At 41.4% G+C, this 17,939-nt stretch carries 16 protein-coding genes; 9 read left to right on the top strand and 7 right to left on the bottom strand.

The window, feature by feature from the left end:
* Positions 1-160: 160 nt before the first annotated feature.
* Positions 161-997: a hypothetical protein gene (locus GYX91_RS10015; RefSeq protein WP_198211365.1), complete on the bottom strand. Its 837-nt coding sequence runs from the start codon at positions 995-997 to the stop codon at positions 161-163.
* Positions 998-1,433: 436 nt separating this feature from the next.
* Between GYX91_RS10015 and GYX91_RS10010 the strand changes: the two genes are divergently transcribed.
* Genes GYX91_RS10010 through GYX91_RS09995 form a run of 4 tightly spaced genes read left to right on the top strand, consistent with a single transcriptional unit; the run spans position 1,434 to position 4,964 of the window.
* Positions 1,434-2,285 (top strand): glycosyltransferase family 25 protein, encoded by an 852-nt coding sequence (locus tag GYX91_RS10010; protein ID WP_084585217.1) that lies wholly within the window; start codon positions 1,434-1,436, stop codon positions 2,283-2,285.
* Positions 2,286-2,317: 32 nt separating this feature from the next.
* Complete coding sequence (locus tag GYX91_RS10005; RefSeq protein ID WP_198207278.1) at positions 2,318-3,106, top strand: putative nucleotide-diphospho-sugar transferase; 789 nt, start codon at positions 2,318-2,320, stop codon at positions 3,104-3,106.
* A 27-nt stretch (positions 3,107-3,133) separates the two neighbouring features.
* Positions 3,134-3,937 carry a glycosyltransferase family 25 protein gene (locus GYX91_RS10000; RefSeq protein ID WP_084565244.1) on the top strand — a complete coding sequence of 268 codons (804 nt, stop codon included), beginning with the start codon at positions 3,134-3,136 and terminating at the stop codon, positions 3,935-3,937.
* 4 nt (positions 3,938-3,941) lie between these two features.
* On the top strand, positions 3,942-4,964 hold the full coding sequence (locus tag GYX91_RS09995) for a glycosyltransferase family 2 protein (protein WP_037394701.1): 1,023 nt from the start codon (positions 3,942-3,944) through the stop codon (positions 4,962-4,964).
* Between the two features lie 11 nt (positions 4,965-4,975).
* Here the strand turns inward: GYX91_RS09995 and GYX91_RS09990 are convergent, their stop codons facing one another.
* On the bottom strand, positions 4,976-5,548 hold the full coding sequence (locus GYX91_RS09990) for a hypothetical protein (protein WP_025331655.1): 573 nt from the start codon (positions 5,546-5,548) through the stop codon (positions 4,976-4,978).
* A gap of 10 nt (positions 5,549-5,558) precedes the next feature.
* Positions 5,559-6,305, bottom strand: coding sequence for a glycosyltransferase (locus tag GYX91_RS09985; protein WP_084585214.1), 747 nt, complete (start codon positions 6,303-6,305; stop codon positions 5,559-5,561).
* A 343-nt stretch (positions 6,306-6,648) separates the two neighbouring features.
* On the opposite strand from GYX91_RS09985, the gene sstT reads away from it, so the two are divergent.
* The 3 genes from sstT (at position 6,649) to GYX91_RS09970 (ending at position 10,095) form a co-directional block, all read left to right on the top strand.
* Positions 6,649-7,884: a serine/threonine transporter SstT gene (gene sstT, locus GYX91_RS09980; RefSeq protein ID WP_041880555.1), complete on the top strand. Its 1,236-nt coding sequence runs from the start codon at positions 6,649-6,651 to the stop codon at positions 7,882-7,884.
* 131 nt (positions 7,885-8,015) lie between these two features.
* Positions 8,016-9,008: an LLM class flavin-dependent oxidoreductase gene (locus GYX91_RS09975; RefSeq protein ID WP_174830733.1), complete on the top strand. Its 993-nt coding sequence runs from the start codon at positions 8,016-8,018 to the stop codon at positions 9,006-9,008.
* A 190-nt stretch (positions 9,009-9,198) separates the two neighbouring features.
* Complete coding sequence (locus GYX91_RS09970; RefSeq protein WP_084586922.1) at positions 9,199-10,095, top strand: glycosyl transferase; 897 nt, start codon at positions 9,199-9,201, stop codon at positions 10,093-10,095.
* Between the two features lie 114 nt (positions 10,096-10,209).
* Here GYX91_RS09970 and GYX91_RS09965 read toward each other — a convergent pair whose 3' ends face one another.
* Positions 10,210-12,390, bottom strand: a complete 2,181-nt coding sequence (locus tag GYX91_RS09965) for a primosomal protein N' (RefSeq protein WP_174830782.1) — start codon at positions 12,388-12,390, stop codon at positions 10,210-10,212.
* Between the two features lie 253 nt (positions 12,391-12,643).
* On the opposite strand from GYX91_RS09965, the gene pyrB reads away from it, so the two are divergent.
* Together pyrB and pyrI are read left to right on the top strand one after the other, a co-directional pair.
* On the top strand, positions 12,644-13,585 hold the full coding sequence (pyrB, locus tag GYX91_RS09960; RefSeq protein ID WP_174830732.1) for an aspartate carbamoyltransferase: 942 nt from the start codon (positions 12,644-12,646) through the stop codon (positions 13,583-13,585).
* A 6-nt stretch (positions 13,586-13,591) separates the two neighbouring features.
* The gene (gene pyrI, locus GYX91_RS09955; protein WP_025331648.1) at positions 13,592-14,050 is read left to right on the top strand and encodes an aspartate carbamoyltransferase regulatory subunit; all 459 of its coding nucleotides are present in this window, start codon (positions 13,592-13,594) and stop codon (positions 14,048-14,050) included.
* Positions 14,051-14,074: 24 nt separating this feature from the next.
* On the opposite strand, the gene fghA is transcribed toward pyrI, so the two are convergent.
* From fghA to GYX91_RS09940, 3 genes are all read right to left on the bottom strand, one after another.
* Positions 14,075-14,914, bottom strand: coding sequence for an S-formylglutathione hydrolase (gene fghA, locus GYX91_RS09950; RefSeq protein WP_174830781.1), 840 nt, complete (start codon positions 14,912-14,914; stop codon positions 14,075-14,077).
* A 90-nt stretch (positions 14,915-15,004) separates the two neighbouring features.
* A complete protein-coding gene (locus GYX91_RS09945; protein ID WP_174830731.1) occupies positions 15,005-16,114 on the bottom strand; it encodes an S-(hydroxymethyl)glutathione dehydrogenase/class III alcohol dehydrogenase in 1,110 nt (369 codons plus the stop codon).
* A gap of 448 nt (positions 16,115-16,562) precedes the next feature.
* Positions 16,563-17,810, bottom strand: coding sequence for a condensation domain-containing protein (locus tag GYX91_RS09940; RefSeq protein WP_174830730.1), 1,248 nt, complete (start codon positions 17,808-17,810; stop codon positions 16,563-16,565).
* Positions 17,811-17,939 lie beyond the last annotated feature (129 nt).

Here is a 17,939-nt window from a genome sequence, read left to right as displayed (position 1 = left end):
ATAAAATTGTTGTACGATAATTCTCTTAATATTCAATTTTGCAGAGTAAGTTCCGTTGGTTTATCTTTTGCTGAAGCAGATGTGGTGTAATTGAATGTGCTGTAATTAGCATTTTTTAAATACAAATTTGAGTCTACAGCATTTTTTTAGAATATTTCAATTATATAACGGATATTTTCTGGAATGGCTGTCTGTTTAAAATATTGTTTATCCAGTTTGCAAAACTGTATTTTTTTATAATATCCGGATTGATGCTGACAAATGGTCTGGCCAGAAAGCTCTCTATTTTCTGTAAATCATCCGCATTCTTCCATATAAAAATGTTATCCGGATGATAAAAATCAAGATTTTTGATTTGTGGGTTATTGGTAATTAATTTCTTTTGGTAATATAAAGCTTCAAATGTACGAAATGATAAACCATGATGAACCGGATTAACGATATCAATGAGTATATCTGCATTGTTGATATGCTTTAAATTGTCATCAAAGGTAATATTTTCAGGAATAAAATGAATTTCCCTGCAAGAATATAGTTCTGCTTTGCTAGCTTCAGACGGGCGAAATTTTATATTAAAATCTAGATTTATCCCGTTTTTAATTAATGCATTTGCACAGGCTTCTATAGCGGCAATGCGACTATCTACATGTAGTCCGACGAAATAGGCAATGGTTCCGGTATGTAATACAGGTTGTGGCTGATACATATCAAAATAGAAATTACTGATTCCATTTAGCCGGTACTGCTGGTATTCCTCATTATGCAGATCTTCAGAATCGAATACATAAAAACGATCAAATAAGTTTATTGTCGGCTTTGTTTTAGGAAATCGTCTGATTCCATTCCACTGATAAGCAACAAAATCGTTTTTTGTATGAATTTTTAGCAGTTGTAAGGCCTCTATAGGAAATAAGTCTGGGCGTATAACCAAAGTATAGTCGTAATGACTATTGCCTAATAGCTTTTTAATATTTGCCAGTAATTTCTGATTGTACATTTGTTCTTTCAGATATGCTTTGTATGAACAATCTGAAAGAAAAATTTTTCGGGCCGTATGAATCAGGTGCGATTTCAGGTTAGGATAATAAAAACGGGAATCAACTTGCTTCTTCAATTCCTCTGAAGTGCTGTTTATAAAGATAACTTTAAAATTATGGTATTCTAAATGCTTTTGAATGGCAGCAGCGAAGTCACTATAGCTTGACATTGCCAGAATAATAGTTGGTTGCGACATTGTTAACTTAATTTTATGAAATCTGGTATTCTCGATAGCTGTAAAGTTGAAATAGTGTAACTATTATCAGATCAGGTAGCTATTTTAGCAGTTTATACCGGTGAGTGTATCAGGATACTGGATTTATCTATGAATGGCAGACATATTTTAGCTATAATTTATAGATAATTTATGACTAAAGTATGTGCAGGGCGAATCAATGCTCAAAACTTTTTTAATTAATCTTGAACGCCGTCCGGATAGATTAATGTTTGTTAAACAACAACTGGAAAATCTGAATATTGCTTTTGAAAGGGTAAATGCAGTTGATGGCAATTGTTTAACTGATGAGCAAAAAGCCTTTTTTAACCAGAAAAGATTTGCACTGGAATGTAAACGTAAGGCCGTTAATGGAGAAATTGGTTGTGCCTTATCCCATCAGACGGTATGGCAGAGAATGGTAGATGAAAATATACCCTATGCTCTGATTCTGGAAGATGATGTTCAGCTTAAACCCGAACTGGTTTCTTTGCTGGCAAATGAAAAAAATTTTCAGTCTTTTGATTTTTTAAATCTGACTTTAAAAAGACCTTTTTACGATATTGATGTTGCGGCAGTTAATTCTTGTATTGCGCAGAAACAGTTTGTCCGGCCGCGATTCTGGCAATTGGTAAGGCGCAGATTATGGCGCTTTATGGAAAGTAAAGCTATTGTCCGGTGGAAAATTTTTCGTTTACATATGCTCTGTAATCATATGATTGCCTGTGAGTGTGATATCGCTCCGTCGTTGGCATGTTGTTATATTGTATCTTTGCAGGGAGCTAAAAATATGCTGCAGGCAAGTAAAAATCTCTTTTATCCTATTGATAAGGTCTGGCATTATAGTGGTGGCCGGTTAAAAGAGGCTTTTTTGGTTGAGCCGCTGGCATTTCAGAATCTGGATTCAGATATTCCTCATCGTGTGCGTTTTAAACTTACTTTGGGACAAAAAATTAAAAGATTTTTTCTTAAGGGGCGGCATTGGCGGCGTCATTTTGATGTTGTGAAAATGTATGGATGGACACGTTTATAATAAATGTATGTTAATCACTGAGAATAATACTAATGGTTAAACTGGGCAGAGAATATGCATGGCGAGCCAAGAATCGTAAAGTTGTGGTTCCGCTGGCACGGGTTGTTACTGATGAGATGAAAGCATCAGCAGAGGATGCGGTAACAGTTGTAGCCTATCATACAGATGATGAATTTTATTCGCATGAAGCCAGACGTATGTGTGCTTCTGCTGAACGTTTGGGTATCAGGGTTAAGACAACTACTATTTCCAGTCAGGGCGGGTGGGAAGCCAATACGTCGTTTAAAGCAGCTTATTTGCTTCGTGAACGTGATATAGTCAGCGGACCGATGCTGTATGTGGATGTTGATGCGGTTTTTCATGTTTCTCCGTTAAAATATCTTGCCAGTCTGGATTGTGATATTGCCGTGTATTATGATTTAGGAGATGGTCATTTAGTATCTGCAACTCTTTTTTTCCAGGACACTGAGGCTGCAAGACACTTGCTAGCCGAATGGAACCGGCAGTGTATAGCACATCCGGAAATCTGGGATCAGGAGGTTTTACAATCTGTCATTGCTGCTGATCAGGCATCTGACAATCCTCGTTATAAAGTTTTTCATTTGCCTGTTGGCTTTTGCTGGATATTTGATCGTGCTGACAATCTGCGTGCACCTAAACAACAGGTTTATATCGAACAGTTACAGGCGGCCCGTGTGGTTCATGAAAATCTGAGAACCAGCGGAAAGCTGTTTTCAATACGGAAAAGTAAAGTACAGCGCCGCATGGATCGGATACGAGAAATTGAGGATGTTCTGTTTCAGCAAAAATCTGATGATTAATTATAATATCTGTGGTGATACAAACAGATGATTTCTGCTCTAGTAATTAATCTGGATCATTCATTTGAGCGATTGGAATTTCAGCGCAAACAACTGATTCATTTGCAAATACCTATGCAGCGCCTGTCTGCTGTTAATAGTTCGGATATTCTAGGTGAACAATATGAACAATTAGCAAATGGCTGGGAGCGTAAATTGCGCCCGGCTGAGGTGGCCTGTTTTTTAAGCCATAAAGCTGCATGGCGATATGTACTTAATACCGATAAACCCTGGTTGATTCTTGAAGATGATGCTCTATTATCGCGTAAAACAGCAGATATTCTTGCTGCGTTAATTCCTCTGGCAAATGAAGTTGATTATGTAAATCTGGAAACGCGCCATCGACGTAAATGGATAAGTAAAAAAGCTTTTAATTTAATTGATGGTTATGAATTACGCCGGTTATATCAGGATCGGACAGGTGCCGCTGCCTATGTTTTATTTCCTTCCGGGGCACAGAAACTGTTAAACAGAGCTGAATATTCGGCACCGGCGCTTGCCGATGCTTTTTTGTGTCGTTCATATGATTTGAATGCCAGACAAGTGTATCCGGCCGCTGCAATTCAACTGGATCAGTGTATTAATTATGGTCTGGAGCATACAGAATCTTTTATTTCTACTATCACTCCTGAGAATAATCTGAAACCTCATGCAAACAATATTTATAGTAACGTTTGCTTTAAATATCGTCGGCTGGCAGCACAAATTCGTATGGGATGGAGACAATTGTCTGTGCTGCGGTGTGCGCAACGTACGCTGGTGCCAATAATAAAAAGTGATTTTGAGGAATAGTTGTGTGAATGGGGTAAAAGATAATTATGCAGGTACAGATAAAGTAGATTTAAGTATTCTGATTCCTGTATTTAATGTTGAATCATATCTTTCCGGATTGCTGGATGCTTTATTTCCGGATTTGAAGGCTTTAACTGAAGTTATATTTTATGATGATTGTTCACCGGATAATTCACTTAGTGTGATTCGCAAATATCAGCAGAGTTATCCGCATGTGAATATTCGTATACTGTGCGGAAAGAAAAATCTGGGTATTACTCAGGTTCGCCAGTGTCTGTTGCAGGCCAGTCATGCTGAATATGTCTGGTTTATTGATTCAGATGATTTGATTGAACCGCAAGCGGTACGGCAGATAAGGAATATTCTGAATGAGTATCATCCGGATGTAGTACTGTTTGATTATGATGTATTTTTTGATGGTAGCGGTAAAGTTAAATACCATGAACATTTATCTGTTACTCCTGCAAATACATTATTACATCAGAATAACGGTGAGTTATACCGCCTTGCAATTATGGATGGTAAACATTATTTCTGGAATAAAGTTTTCCGGCGTACTTTGGTAACAGATTCGTGTGATTTCACTATACCTGCCTATGAAGATATTGCGAATACTCCGATTATTCTGAATCAATGTCAGACTTACTTTTATTATCCGCAAACTTTAGTACATTATCGTATCTGGCCGGATTCGATTGTGCAGAAAATGAGTCTGAAACAGGTATATGGTATCAGGGCTTATCTGACACAGGCTGAATATGCTGATAAAGTGGTTGATGATAAAAAGTGCTGTGCTTATTTATTATATAAAGCTCATCTTTATTATTTCAGGTTGTGTCGTAAACTCAGAAAAATGAATCTTCCGGAAATGGAAAAAGCTGATATTTTGCTTTTGGCTAAAGAGCTATATGCACAAAAACAGTTATCGACTTGCGCAACTGTTTCGTTATTAGTACGTACTGGTATGTGGGATAAGGCGGCTAAACTGATAGTGAAATCAGGTTTAGCCCGATTCTCATCCAGGTAAATATTTTCTATTCAGATAGCAGTTATTTTACCTTCGGTAATCCACTTATAAATTAGTTTTTTTTCATCATCCCAGTTATGCCCCGTCCAGCCTTCACTGGTGAAATTATGTATATAAATTTGTTTTTCCGGATAATGCTGACAAATGTAATCAATGGCCAGTAAACCAGTGCTTGGTTGGCGAAAACCCAGTGTATTGGCACAGTGCTGATAAGTATCTGTAGGTATCGTGTTTATTTGATATTGATCCAGATGAGAGTGTTTAATCCATTTAGGAAAGCGCCAAATATATTTTATCCGTTTATGTAAAGGAATATTCTGATATCGTCCCAGACAAATATCTTTTGTGGTATATCGGAAAAATATTTGTGTGTCAGGTTTAAAAAACTGATGATCAATATTCAGATGTCTGATTTGTGTGTAGCCATTGGCAATAAATACCCAGTCGGCCATAAGTGTACAGTTTGGATTGGGGGTATTAAAGCGGACTACGATATCGTCTTCATGAATTAATCCGGCAATAGAATTTTGTTCGTCAGCATTGCCAATGATGAAGAATTTACTGTGTGCTTGTACGATTTTCATAATAGTAATTTTATTGCCAATAATTTTTTAACCATGGAGCTGGTAAAACTTTACGGTACCATTTTCCTCCGCCTCCCCTGATGGCATCCGGAGGATTAACTTCGCCATGAAAGATAATAATTTTGCCGTAATCCGGCTTTTCCGGTGGCTGCCATAGCGCATAAGGCATTTTTTTTAATACGTCATATTTATAGCTCAGACACCAGTTTTCAGGCCAGTAACTTAGTTTATGATTTTCGCGCACATACCATGATAAAAATGCCTGTTCATGACGAAATTGCTGACGGATAGTCTGGAAATGCTCGCGAAAATAGTTCATTAAATCTGGTAATGCACCAATCTGAAATCGGTATACTGAGCTATTGCCGACTTTTCGCCACGGTTTTTTCCAGTCACGAATAATCCATACTTCGTCCTGACGGCTGGAAGGATGTGTGAAGAAGCAGTCTATGTTATCGATTATGACTATGTCTATGTCAAGAAATAAAGCTGTACCGTGTAAACCATATAAATCTGCACTGAATGTTGTCAGTTTGTTCCAGCCACGTTCAGGCAGACCCTGAGGCAGATCCAGAGGTATCAGCGGATAACACTGAACAGCCGGATTGATGCCTTTAGCATCATCTGTCAGGCAAATCATGGTAAATGGTAGCGTTAAGTGGCGTTGCACCATGTTATAGAGGCGGTTGATGTATTCAGCATCATATTTTTGCCCCCATTTCATGCATAGTATGTAGTTTTGTGAAGCTGTGTCCATGGCATATTTTGTCTGGGCGTTTACTGGTGTGGGAGTATAGCATTTTAGATTTTTGTATAGTTTGATTCCATTGATTAAGAATAATAAATTGCTGATTGATTTTAACTGTTTTTCGCGGTTTTATTGATTATTCGCTGTTTGTGTTCGTTTTAATGCTAAACTTATTATCTGCTAGGTAAACTGAAATGGTTTTCTGTTAAGGTTTAATGGTGTTGAAAAGACGGATTAAAACAGATTTTCTGATGAGAGATAATTTGCTGCTCACGGATTTATTGTCAGTTCTGATGATATTTTGTATCTGTTTTTAAATGTGTTTGAATCCGGCGATAACCAAGGATTGTGAATGAAGAAGCTTTTATGGGTATTATTTAAGAGTAATCTGATTGTACGCATGCTGATATGTATGATTATCGGCGCGTTTATTGCGGCATTTTTACCGCAGTACGGGGTGAAACTGGAATTTCTGGGTAAGGTATTTATTCAGGCTTTACGTGCAGCTGCTCCGATACTGGTTTTTGTATTAGTCATATCTTCTATTGTTAATAATAAATTTGATAATGTTTCCAGTATTAAGTCAGTAGCCTGGTTATATGCTGTTACTGTTCTGATTTCTGCTGTACTGGCTTCTACGGTAAGTTTTTTATATCCGCTACAGCTGGTAATGGATGTACCGCCGATATCTGAAAAACCGCCGGAAGGTGTGGCAGAAATTCTTATGAATATTGTGCTCAAGTTTGTAGATAATCCGGTTGATGCACTGGCAACCGGTAATTTTCTGAGTATTCTGGCATGGTCAACAGCATTGGGTATTGCATTACGCCAGAGTAGTGAGGCAACGAAATCGGTGATTAAAAACTGGTCGGATGCCACTATCTGGGTGGTTCGCCTTGTTGTGGCAATTGCTCCTTATGGTGTACTTGGTTTGGTTGCTTCTCACTTTACGAGTGATGGTTTGGCTAAGCTGAAGAATTATCTTGAGCTGATTGGTGTATTACTGGGTCTGATGGTGTTTGTGGCACTGGTGATTAATCCGCTGATTGTATTTTTGAATTTTCGTAAAAATCCATATCCGCTGGTGTTTACCTGTTTGCGTTATAGTGGAATTACAGCGTTTTTTACCCGTAGTTCAGCAGCAAATATTCCGGTAAATATCCGTCTGGCTCAGCGTATGCAATTGCCGGAAGAAATTTATTCGCTGTCTATTCCTCTGGGTGTGACAATGAGTATGAATGGAGCGGCTATCACGATTACGACGATGACAATGGCTACTGTGCATACTTTAGGTCTGGATGTGAGCTTTATTCAGACATTGTTGCTAAGTATTCTGGCAACGGTATGTGCTCTTGGTGCTTCCGGTGTGCCCGGCGGTTCGCTGCTACTGATTCCGGTAGCATGCAGTATGTTTGGTATTGATCCGGCTATATCCGCTCAGGTGGTAGCAATCGGGTTCGTTATCAGTGAAATTCAGGACTCAGCTGAAACAGTTTTGAATTCTTCCAGCGATATGCTGTTTACCTCTGTGGTGTCACTCAAACAGCAGGGAAGAGATCCGAGTAAAATTGAGTTACTGCCGGAATAAGCCTGTATCATGATTGTGTATAGGCCGCTGTATAATTTATGCAGCGGTTTTTTATACGCGGGCAGAGTATTCGTTTTCTGCGCATAGGACGAATTTAATTTATATCTGTTTTTCTTCAATGTGAGGAATTTATGGCTATTCCTGTTTCTATACTGAATCTGGTACCACGTCGGGATAAAGGTACTGCGGCGGCTATACAGGATATGTTGCGTCTGGCACAGGCTGCTGAACAGTCAGGTTTTGTGCGTTACTGGATCGCAGAACATCATAATATGCCGATGGTTGTCAGCTCTGCCACTCAGGTATTAATTGGTCATACACTGGCTCATACCCACAAGATAAGGGTAGGCAGCGGCGGAGTAATGCTGCCTAATCACAGTCCGTTAATGGTTGCAGAACAGTATGGCACTTTAGCAACCATTTATCCGCACCGGCTTGATTTGGGACTGGGGCGTGCACCCGGTACTGACAGGGTAACAGCTGCAGCTTTGCGTCGGCATTTAAATGATGTTTCATTACAGTTTGCTGATGATGTGGTGCAGTTGCAACGTTATCTGGGCGATGAGAATTGTCAGGGAATAGTAAAGGCCTATCCGGGTATTGGTACACATATTCCGCTCTATATACTGGGCTCCAGTACGGATAGTGCTTATCTGGCGGCCAAAATGGGACTGCCATACGTTTTTGCTGCACATTTTGCACCGCGTTTTCTGGAAGAGGCCGCAGCGATTTACCGGGAACGTTTTCAGCCTTCTGCTCAGCTGAGTAAGCCCTTTTTTATGCTGTGTTTAAATGTTGTTGCCGCGGCAACGGATGAAGAGGCTCGTTACCTGCAAACTACGCAGTTTCAATCGGTATTGGGACTGGTTCGCAATAGCCGGGCGCCGTTACAGCCACCAGTACCTCATATGCACGGTTTATGGACTGCTGAGGAGGAAACTTATGTGCGTAACTTTACTGCCTGCACATTACTGGGTGCTCCTGATACTATTCGTCAGCAGCTGGAGGAATATCGCCTGCGCTTACAGCCGGATGAAGTAATGGCTGTGAGTTATATTTATGATATGGATAAATTACTTGAGTCTTATTATATTTTTAAGAGTGTGGCAGATATTGTCGGCTAATCTGTTAACTTGCCATATTAAAACGAATTAATACTTGATAATAGGTATCTACCAGTCTGATATTTATAAATTTGATTGGAATTATTTGTCTCATATCAAATATTACTTGATTAATATTATCATTTTTACTGGTATTTTTGCGGTAAGATTACAATTATCTTTATAACGTAAGCAAATCGGGAGTATATGCATGAGCAACGATGTAATTAAGGTCTTTGTGGGTTGTGACCCGAATAACTGTGATCTGGAACAGATGATGGTGGTGGATTACAGCATCCATAAACATACATCGCGGCCAGTGGAAATTATCTGGATGCAGTTAAGTCATGACCCGGAAAGCCCCTGGTACTCTGATCCGCAGTCTGGTGCCGGCTGGCATACTGAAAAATGGGCAACACCGTTTTCAGGTTTCCGCTGGGGTATTCCTGCTGCCTGCAATTATGAAGGCCGGGCTATTTATATGGATGCAGATATGATTATTCTGGCTGATTTAGCCGAACTTTGGGAGCATCCTATTGAAGGTGAAGCAATTGTTGCTGCCAAGGAAGTGCATGATCATGCCAAGGGCAAACGCTTTACCCGCTTGTGTACTTGTGTCTGGGATTGTGCGAAAGCTAAAGCTAAATTGCCGGAACAGGCTACGCTGCGTGCTGACCCTGATTCGCATAAGAAAATGATGGCTAAGTTTAAAGAGCATCCTGAATGGGTACAGGCTTATACAGCTGCATGGAATTGTGTCGATGGTGAAGGTATGCCGATCGAGCAGATGAAAATTTTGCATTATTCGGATATGGGTACCCAATTTAGTCATAAGTATTCAATCCCGCGTTTGTCTGCAGCTGGTCAGAAACATTGGTTTGATAGTGATATTCTGCCTCATCCGCGTAAAGATCTGGTTGAGCTGTTTGACCAGTACTATCAGGAAGCTCTGGATGCCGGCTATAAGCTGGAAAATTATGCTGTGGAACCTTTTGGTGCTTTCCCTAAGGAATCTCAAGTAGGTTATGATGGCAATGAAGTTACTCGCCAGAAAAAACAAAAACCATTACTTTCACGTGTTTGGCATAGTCTGCGTGGACGCGAATAAGTTATCAGTTAAATCTGATTACTGGTCATCTGCCAATCTGGCTGATGACCAGTTTTTGTTACAGATAGGGTAAAAATGAATGAATGTATGCTTATAATTCGAATGGCATCATAATTACATTTCCAGCGGATCTACATCGATCAGCCAGCGTGTGTGCGGGCTGGTTTTTTCCAGATGCAATAGCCAGCTTTGCCATATTGTAATGCTGTGATGTAATTCGCGCCGGTTATGACTTTCCAGAAAGACCTGTGCCCGTTCATAACCGGCCAGCCGTGCCATTAACATTGGTACTGGTCCGAAAATACTGACACTGGGCGGTAAAGACTGTTGCTGTCCGATACCCTGTAATGCCTGTCGCAGGAGTTCCTGTGCTTCACGCATGGTTCTGGCGTCAGCACGAATAGCTGCCATATAGCTGAAAGGTGGCATGCCCAGTTCCTGTCTTTCCGTCAGTTCTGCTGTTGCAAAGGTAACATAATTTTGTGCAGCCAATGCCTGATAAACTTTGTGTTCGGGTTGTCTGGTTTGTACCCAGACTTCGCCACTGCATTCTGCTCTGCCGGCACGGCCGCTTACTTGCATCAATTCGGCAAACAAGCGTTCTGGTGCGCGAAAGTCCGCACTGTAAAGACTGTTATCTGCATTTAAAACAACAACCAGATTCAATTGCGGAAAATCATGACCTTTGGCCAGCATCTGGGTGCCGATCAGAATATCTACCTGCCGGTTAATGATTTTACTGTAAATATCTGACCAATCCTGCCGGTGGGCGGTGCTGTCGCGGTCTACCCGCAGAATACGTGCCTTAGGTAACAGATATTGCAGGTTTTCTTCAATGCGTTGTGTTCCTTGTCCGACAGCCGTTAAATCCTGATTACCGCATTCCGGGCAACAATGTGGAATACGCTGGTGAAAATCACAGTGATGACAGCGCAGCTGACCGGCATGCTGATGTAAAACCATCTTGGCCGAGCAGTTAGGGCAGCCGAAAGTATGCCCGCAGGCGGCGCAGAATAAAGCCGGAGCAAAGCCGCGACGGTTCAGATAGACCATACTTAAGCCACCATTGGTAAAATTGGTCTGTAATTTTTGTTTGATAATATCGCTCAAACCATTATCTAGTGGTAACCGGCGAATATCTACCAGATGAATTTGCGGTAATTGAGCACTGATATGGGCGCGTTCGCTTAATTGCAGTAGTTGATAATCTTTTTGCTGGGCTTTATACCAGCTTTCCAGAGACGGAGTGGCACTGCCCAGTACAATAGGACATCCTGCCTGCTGCGCACGCCACACAGCCAGATCCCGTGCCTGATAACGCAGTTCGCTTTCCTGCTTAAATGAGTAATCATGTTCTTCATCGACTACAATTAATCCCAGATTATGCATGGGAGTGAAAACAGCCAGTCGGGTGCCAATGATTAAAGCTGTCTGTCCGAGTGCAGCCTGAAGATAACTGGTTGTCCGTTGTCCGGCAGCAGTCTGACTGTGCAGCAGAGCAGTAATAGTATGTGGAAATCGCTGGCGCACACGCTGCAATAATTGCGGAGTCAGATTGATTTCGGGCAGCAGAAATAAAACCTGTTTGCCCTGCTGCAATATTTTGGCCATGATGTCGAAATAAACTTCTGTTTTGCCGCTGCCTGTAATGCCATATAACAGAAACGGAGCAAACTGGCCGAATTTATTCTGTACTGTTGTACTGGCAAGCAGTTGTTGCTGATTAAGCTGATACCGGCTTTCCGGAATGCTGCCGCAGGCCGGAACTGAAGTAGTCTGTATCCAGCCTTGTAGCTGCCACTGATTAAGATAATGTGCAGCCTGAGAATGTATGGTCTTAAGTTGTTGTAATGTAGCAGATATTGTTTGCAGATGTTGCCATAATGCATTTTGTTTGTGAAAGCGTGCCGGTGGAGGAGGCTGTTCACGCCCCAGAGCATTTAACGTGTAAATCACTTCCGGTCGGGGTAGTTGCACGACTTCAGGCTGACGCAGTCCTTTTGGCAACGCCGCCATTACTGCCTGCCCGAGGGGATAGTGATAATAGCGGGCAGTAAAACTGAGTAATGTGCGCCAGTCTTCAGGCAATTGCCAGTCATCAGAAAGCACTGATTCTATTGGTCGTATTTTGCTGATATCAATTTCCGGTTCTACATTACTTTCCCATACTATGGCGGCCACCAGACGTTTGCGGAAGCGTACTGCTACCCGTGTACCGGCGGGCAGGGCTGTGGTATGGGCATAGGTAAGCAGTGAATACAGGGGCACATTCAGTGCCAGTTGATGGTAAATCAATGTAAGCAGAAATAAAAAAGGCAATGAAATGCTGATTGTAACTCAATTTGGTCAGCTTTTATCATTGCGCTGTTTATGCGATAATTTATATTAATTTATTATTACGGGGATAATAGCGTGATGCAGATACTGGCAGCAGATGTTCAAGATTATCTGGAACAGGTATTACATCAGTACAGCTAATTTCCGTAAGATTTTACCCGTTTGAAGACGGGTTTTTTTGTGCCTATTGATAAATGCTGAAGGTTAAATTATGGCTAATCCGCTGTATCGGCAACATTTCATTTCTATTAATGATTTATCTACTGCGCAGCTGGAATTTTTGCTGGCGCTCGCTTTACAGTTAAAACAGCAGCCTCAGGCTGATTTATTAGACGGACGTTTAATTGGTTCGTGTTTTTTTGAACCGTCTACACGAACCCGTTTGTCATTTGAAACTGCTATCCAGCGGCTGGGCGGTAAAGTTATTGGTTTTGCTGATGGTGCCAATACCAGTGCCAAGAAGGGAGAAACGCTTGCTGATACCGCCAGAATTATCAGTAATTATGCAGATGCAATTGTAATGCGTCATCCGAAAGATGGTGCAGCCCGGGTAGTCAGTGAGTTTGCCCGGGTGCCTGTTATCAATGCAGGAGACGGTACGAATCAGCACCCGTCGCAGACATTGCTGGATTTAGTCACCATTTATGAAACGCAGGGGCATTTACAAAATCTTAAAATTGCTTTAGTTGGTGATTTGAAATACGGCCGTACTGTACATTCACTGGCGCAGGCTCTCAGTCGCTGGGGGTGTGAATTTATTTTTGTGTCTCCGCCAACTCTGGCAATGCCTGCTTATATCTGTGAGCAGCTGGATGATAATGGCGTACATTACCGGACTTCCGGCAGTTTCGAAGAAGCATTGGCCTGGGCAGATATTCTGTATATGACGCGTATTCAGCGTGAGCGGTTCGATGAACAGGAGTTTGCCAGAATCAGTGGTCATTTTAATTTGTGTGCGGCTATGCTCGGGCAGGCTAAACCGAATATGCGTATTTTGCATCCTTTACCGCGTGTGGATGAAATCCATGCAGATGTCGATGACAGTATTCATGCTTATTATTTTCAGCAGGCCAATAATGGTATGTATGCGCGGCAGGCTATTCTGGCGGCGATTCTGAATGAACATATTGATATAGTTGTAGCAAAAGGATAAACAATGATGAATCAGACCAGACTGAGTGTTGAGGCAATAAAAGATGGTACTGTGATTGATCACATCCCGGTAGGGCAGGGGCTGACTATTTTGCGCCAGTTTAAATTGCTGCATTCCGGTGATGCGGTTACGGTAGGGTTTAATCTGAGCAGTAAATCCACCGGCAGCAAGGATATTATTAAAATTTCCGGTCAGTATCTTGATGATGCTGCGGCTAACCGCTTGGCTTTGTTCGCGCCGCAGGCTACAGTTAATGATATTGAAAATTTTCGGGTAGTACGCAAACGTACACTGACTTTGCCGGAAAGTATCAGTGAAGTGTTTCGTTGTCCGAACAGCAATTGTGCCAGCCATGGAGAACCGGTAAAGAGCCATTTTTCTGTTCGGGTGAGTCATGGCGAAACCCGTTTATGCTGTCATTACTGCGAAAAAACGTTTGCGCGCGAATCCGTGATTGAAGCTTAGCTGTTAATTTACCGGTCTGGTGATTTATAGTCCGAATGCTTCGGCATGAAAGCTGATGTGGCTTTCTATAAATGTACTGACAAAATAATAGCTGTGATCATAGTTTTCACGCAGCTGATACCGAATGTTAATGCCTTTGGCTTTGGCTTTGGCTGCCTGAACGAAATCCTGTGGATTTAATTGCTCAGGATAGTATTCATCCACGCTTCCCTGATCGATAAGAACTGGTAATGAAAACGGATACCGGCTGATCAGTTCAGTACTGTCATATGCAGCCCAGTCTTGCTGATTGGCTCCCAGATAGGTTGAGAATGCTGTCTGACCCCATGCTCCGGCTACCGGATGGGCGATAGGAGCAAATGCCGATACAGCAACGTAGCGCTGAGGGTTTTTCAGGGCAATCATCAGCGCACCATGACCGCCCATACTGTGGCCGCATAAACTACGCTGTTCATTAACCGAAAAATGTTTTTCGATAAGTTCGGGCAGTTCTGTGACCACATAATCATACATCTGGTAATGCTGAGCCCACGGCTGCCGGGTAGCATTAAGATAAAAACCGGCACCCTGTCCCAGATTGTAAACATCAGCATCAGCTACATCAGTACCGCGCGGACTGGTATCCGGCATAACCAGAACAATACCCCATTCAGCAGCAAAACGCTGTGCACCACTTTTCACCGAAAAATTTTCATCAGTACAGGTGAGCCCGCCCAGACAATACAGCACAGGCAGCCGGTAACCTTGTAAGGCACGTGACGGAAGATAGACAGAAAATGTCATGTCACATTGATTGTAGTGACTGTAATGCCGGTAACGTCGTTGTTCGCCGTTAAACAGTTTATGAGTGGTCAGCAGAGTTATTTCAGCCATTTTAAAGGATCCGTATTGAGTTTATAACATGATGAAATACCGGCAATTACATTAATAATGTGTATGCACATACGCATATTATTAATAATAAATGACTGTACGAATTGATTCGCCGGTATGCATCAGCTCGAATGCCTGATTAATATCAGTCAGCGGCAATGTATGAGTAATAAATGGTGTCAACTCGATTTTACCCTGCATGGCTTCTTCCACCATCTGCGGCAGTTGTGAGCGTCCTTTAACCCCACCGAAAGCAGATCCTTTCCATACCCGTCCGGTAACTAGCTGAAAAGGGCGTGTGGCTATTTCCTGACCGGCACCGGCGACACCGATAATAATGCTTTGTCCCCAGCCCCGATGAGCGCATTCCAAAGCAGCACGCATCACTTCTACATTACCGATACACTCAAAACTGTGATCTACGCCCCATTCAGTCAGACCAATAATTACCTGTTGTATAGGTTCCTGATAATCGTTCGGATTAATACATTCTGTGGCACCAAAATGTCTGGCAAGGGCAAATTTAGCCGGATTGGTATCAACAGCAATAATTCGTCCGGCTCCGGCCTGTCGTGCACCCTGTACTACAGCCAGCCCGATACCACCCAGCCCGAATACGGCAACAGTATCACCTGCCTGTACTTTAGCTGTATTGTGTACTGCACCAATACCGGTAGTGACTCCGCAGCCTAGCAGACAAACCTGATCATGTCTGGCTTCAGGATTGATTTTAGCCAGAGATACCTCTGCCACAACGGTATATTCGCTGAAAGTTGAACAACCCATATAATGGTAAATTGGTTTTCCCTGATAGGAAAAACGTGTTGTGCCGTCAGGCATCAGCCCCTTACCCTGTGTTGCTCTTACTGCGGTACACAGGTTTGTTTTACCCGAACGGCAAAACAAACACTTTCCGCATTCAGCGGTATACAAGGGAATAACATGATCACCGGGTTTGACAGAAGTGACGCCTTCACCGACTTCTACCACAATACCGGCACCTTCGTGCCCCAGAATAACCGGAAATACACCTTCAGGATCATCGCCCGACAGAGTAAATGCATCAGTATGGCAAACACCGGTATGGGTAACTTTTACCAGTACTTCACCAGCCTTGGGCGGTGCAACGTCTACTTCAACAATTTGTAATGCTTCTCCGGGAGCAAAGGCAACTGCGGCACGAGATTTCATACTCTATCCTCTGAATTAATAAGCGCATGTATTCGGCTAACATAACGGGATTGCAGCAATAAATCAATTGTCAGATTCTTAATTACCAGTCTGGTAGTCTGAATATGAGACCAGAAAAGCTGTGCAGAATAAATATTATGAGTGTAAAAATCTGATTTATATTGATATTCTAATGAATTTTATTTGTATGCCAGTATGGATAGTATATTTGTATGTATAAATAAAATTATTAACCGGAAAGCGCCACTATCAAACTTAATATATCGATAGTGGCGCTGACTGATGTGCAAGCATAAAAATCAGCCAGAAATGCCTGATTTCCTTGTTAGAAAATGCTGATATATCTGAAATATAGGTGTACTCATTATCTTTAAAACAAGGATTTTCCAAGACAAATGCAGCAATCGCAGCTATATTTTGAGTATTTAATTTATTGATTTTTAAATGCTCAATACTCTTTTATGGCGAAATTTGTTAGCTGTCTGGCAATTCTTTCCATCAACTGGCTGATAATTTTACGTTGTAATATTTTGGTGTAATAAGAAAGGCAAAGTATCAGGCAGCCATTAAGGAAAGCCAGATGAAAGGTAGCAGTCAGCGTGCCGCTGTTTATATTGGCTCCGGTACGAAAGTTATGCAGCTTGAAGTTTGGCGGTACGGTTATTTTGTTAATCCGGCCATTATTGGTATAGATAAAAACCAAATCTTTTTGCAGATTTTGTAACGTTATCGGTGATAGCATTTTATTTGCTGCAACTGTTGCTTTGGCATCCAGAATATCTTGTTTAATTTGCTGTGCACTGGTGTAAATATCTCCGGAAATAGTAGTTATTGCCTGCTGAATTAAGCAGGTAAAGCTGTCTTCTATGTTGAGTATAGGATGACAGTTAATCGCAGTTAATATGGGAAATGAATCCAGCTTAAAAAAATCTGTATTGGTCTGCTGAATCAGGGCAGTCAATAATGAATTCATGGTCAGATTATGTCTGCTTGCTATAGAGCTTAATTTTTTAACAGTTTCTGCTTCAATTATGGCCGTATAGCTTGCTGTTTGGATTTCTCTGGCAGGATTACTCCACATTTTTACAGCTTGTTGATAATCAGAATAACTGTGTCCTGTTTTATTTGCAGAACTAAAACCTGAATTTTCCAGGGATATATTTCGGCCAATAGTTTTATCAGAAAAATTTTGTGCAGACAGACGTAATATTTCAGAAAAAATCTTCAGACCGGCTGTGGCGTCTGCAATGACGTGAGCCAGTGTCAGTATCAGTAAGTGGCGATTAAAATTATCCTGACTCAGCATGGTCAATCTGCATAATTGCTGATGGATATCTAACGGATCATTTACCTCTCTTTCCAGTAATTCATCAAAACAGCGGACATCATTTGAGGGTAATTCCGGTACGGTAATGACGGTGAATATTATGGGAAAAGATAAAGAGGATTTAACCAGATGCCATTGACTTTCCTGTAGAAGAATTTTGGAGGCCAGTGCCTCATATTGCTTTTGAATGATTTGTAAAGCCTGCTCTACTCTGCTCGGTTCCAGTTTACCTTCAACCTCCAGAATTAAAGTAAATTGTGTTGTTCCTGAAAAATTAGTATGCAAATTTGCCATACCACTTTCCAGTCTGTTCAGGGGGCGGATAAAGTTTAACGCCTCTGATTGAATATCAGAGATCTGAGTGCTCATTTTTATTTCCTTTATATTGACTTGAATAAGTTCAGAAAAGCGATTAATAATTTTTTGTTAAAAAAGAAATCGATAGGAAAACACAAATTTAAAATAAGGTAAGTCTAATACTGTTATTTTATTTATTTT

The sequence above is a fragment of the Snodgrassella sp. ESL0304 genome, from assembly GCF_013344995.1.
Classification (GTDB): domain Bacteria; phylum Pseudomonadota; class Gammaproteobacteria; order Burkholderiales; family Neisseriaceae; genus Snodgrassella; species Snodgrassella alvi.
Note: the sequence above shows the minus strand (reverse complement) of the source record. Positions and strands in the feature narration are given on the sequence as shown.

Excerpts from the sequence above, each read along its gene's own strand:
- GYX91_RS10015 (WP_198211365.1), bottom strand. The coding sequence starts at position 997 with ATGTACAATCAGAAATTACTGGCAAATATTAAAAAGCTATTAGGCAAT.
- GYX91_RS10010 (WP_084585217.1), top strand. The coding sequence starts at position 1,434 with ATGCTCAAAACTTTTTTAATTAATCTTGAACGCCGTCCGGATAGATTA.
- GYX91_RS10005 (WP_198207278.1), top strand. The coding sequence starts at position 2,318 with ATGGTTAAACTGGGCAGAGAATATGCATGGCGAGCCAAGAATCGTAAA.
- GYX91_RS10000 (WP_084565244.1), top strand. The coding sequence starts at position 3,134 with ATGATTTCTGCTCTAGTAATTAATCTGGATCATTCATTTGAGCGATTG.
- GYX91_RS09990 (WP_025331655.1), bottom strand. The coding sequence starts at position 5,548 with ATGAAAATCGTACAAGCACACAGTAAATTCTTCATCATTGGCAATGCT.
- GYX91_RS09985 (WP_084585214.1), bottom strand. The coding sequence starts at position 6,305 with ATGGACACAGCTTCACAAAACTACATACTATGCATGAAATGGGGGCAA.
- sstT (WP_041880555.1), top strand. The coding sequence starts at position 6,649 with ATGAAGAAGCTTTTATGGGTATTATTTAAGAGTAATCTGATTGTACGC.
- GYX91_RS09975 (WP_174830733.1), top strand. The coding sequence starts at position 8,016 with ATGGCTATTCCTGTTTCTATACTGAATCTGGTACCACGTCGGGATAAA.
- GYX91_RS09970 (WP_084586922.1), top strand. The coding sequence starts at position 9,199 with ATGAGCAACGATGTAATTAAGGTCTTTGTGGGTTGTGACCCGAATAAC.
- pyrB (WP_174830732.1), top strand. The coding sequence starts at position 12,644 with ATGGCTAATCCGCTGTATCGGCAACATTTCATTTCTATTAATGATTTA.
- pyrI (WP_025331648.1), top strand. The coding sequence starts at position 13,592 with ATGAATCAGACCAGACTGAGTGTTGAGGCAATAAAAGATGGTACTGTG.
- GYX91_RS09945 (WP_174830731.1), bottom strand. The coding sequence starts at position 16,114 with ATGAAATCTCGTGCCGCAGTTGCCTTTGCTCCCGGAGAAGCATTACAA.
- GYX91_RS09940 (WP_174830730.1), bottom strand. The coding sequence starts at position 17,810 with ATGAGCACTCAGATCTCTGATATTCAATCAGAGGCGTTAAACTTTATC.